General features: G+C 71.3%; 2 protein-coding genes. One reads left to right on the top strand and one right to left on the bottom strand.

All coding sequences use genetic code 11. The annotated features are described in order from the left end of the window. The coding region (locus G6031_RS17125) for a hypothetical protein (protein WP_241737402.1) at nt 1-467 on the bottom strand (467 nt) is incomplete at its 3' end. Nucleotides 468-694: 227 nt separating this feature from the next. Here G6031_RS17125 and G6031_RS17120 point away from each other — a divergent pair. Further along, the coding region (locus G6031_RS17120; RefSeq protein WP_182653917.1) for a gluconate kinase at nt 695-1,722 on the top strand (1,028 nt) is incomplete at its 3' end.

Here is a 1,722-nt window from a genome sequence, read left to right as displayed (position 1 = left end):
CCGGAGACGGAGCCGGTGTCGGTGCCCTCGTCAGCCGAGCCCGAGACGGAGCCCGTGTCGGTGTCCCCACCGAGCGAGCCGGTGTCGAGCGAGCCGGTGCCCGCGTCGGTGGCCCCGGCCGAGCCGCTGTCGAGGATGTCGCTACCGGTGTTCGGGGAGACACCGAGGCTGCCGAACTCGACCGAGCCCGGGTTGGACGCCTCGGCGCCGAGGTTCAGGTTGAAGGCGAGGCTGCCCAGGTCGACGGCGAGGTCCGTGCCGAGATCGAGGTCGGCCAGGCTGCCGTCCTCACCCGCGATCTCCGTGAGGCTGCCCGTGTCGCCCGCGAGGCCCTCGAGGCTGCCGCCGGGGGCTTCCTGGGCCGCGGCGAGGCCGGGGAACGCGATGGCGGCACCGATGCCGAACGCGCCGACGGCGGCGATCTTGGCGGTGGTGCGGTTGGTGGTCTTCCGGTGGGTGTTCGTCATGTTCTGAACAGCTCCCATCTTCATTGACCCCGATGTCTCTCATCGCGGACACCTCGATCGGAGCGAGGTGCGTCGGCGACCCTACAAGCGAAGTCCGGCGCTGTCAGGGGGGCGAAATGCTGAGTGTTCCTTGAGGTAACACTCCGGTCACCACAGGCGAGGGGGGCGTATGCGGCCGACTCCGCGGGTCGGCCGCGAACCGTGTCATGCCTGCCTAGGCTGGGGTTATGGACACCCCCGCGGATGCCGACCCGGTGACGGACGGAGGGCCGGCCGTCGTCGAGACGCACAGCGCTCTCATCGTGCTCTATGGTGACGAGGCTCACAAAGTGCGCAAGCGCATCGATCTCGGGTTCCTGGACAACACGTCGGTCGGGGCCCGCGCCGAACAGAGCCGCCGGGAGGTCGAGCTCAACAGTCGCCTGGCGCCGGACGTGTACGACGGTGTGCTCGAGGTGCGAGGTCCGGACGGCGAGGTGATCGACCACGTGGTCCGGATGCGCCGACTCCCCGCCGGACGGAGCCTGGACTCGCTGGTGCGGTCGCGGGCCTCAGGGACCGGCCGCTCCGACGATCCCGACCTCCTGGCGGGGGTGCGGGAGGTGGCCCGGCAGCTCGATCACCTCCACGCCGCGAGTCCCCGCTCGGAGGAGATCGACGCGGTGGGCACCGCGGACGCCGTGGCCGGGTTGTGGCGGGAGTCGATCGGCCACCTGCGGCGTCTGAGTGTGGGCGAGGACGCACCGGTGATCGTCGACGACGTGGAGTGGCTCGCGGGGGAGTATCTCCGCGGGAGGGAGCGACTGCTGCGGGCGCGAGTCGATGCGGGCCGGGTGGTCGACGGCCACGGTGACCTGCTCGCGGCGGACATCTATCTGGAGGACGACGGGCCCCGGGTGATCGACTGTCTCGAGTTCGACGACCGGCTCAGGTTCGGGGACGCCATGCTCGACGCCGGGTTCCTGGCGATGGATCTCGACAGGGTGGGGGCGCGGGACCTCGCCGAGGCCTTCCTCGCGGCGTATCGGGACTTCTCGGGGGATGACGCGCCGTCGTCCCTCGTGCACCACTACATCGGGTACCGCGCGCTGGTCCGGTCCAAGGTCACCGCGATCCGCGCCGAGCAGTCCCGGAGCGGTGGGGCGGACGCGCGGCACGCCCTGGAGCTGGCGGACCGGGCCGTCGACGCCCTCCTGCGCGCCCGCGTCCGGTTGGTGCTGGTGGGAGGGGTGTCGGGGTCGGGCAAGTCGACGTT

Source organism: Dietzia sp. CQ4 (genome assembly GCF_014145125.1).
GTDB lineage: Bacteria > Actinomycetota > Actinomycetes > Mycobacteriales > Mycobacteriaceae > Dietzia > Dietzia natronolimnaea.
This window is presented reverse-complemented; position numbering and strand designations above follow the sequence as displayed.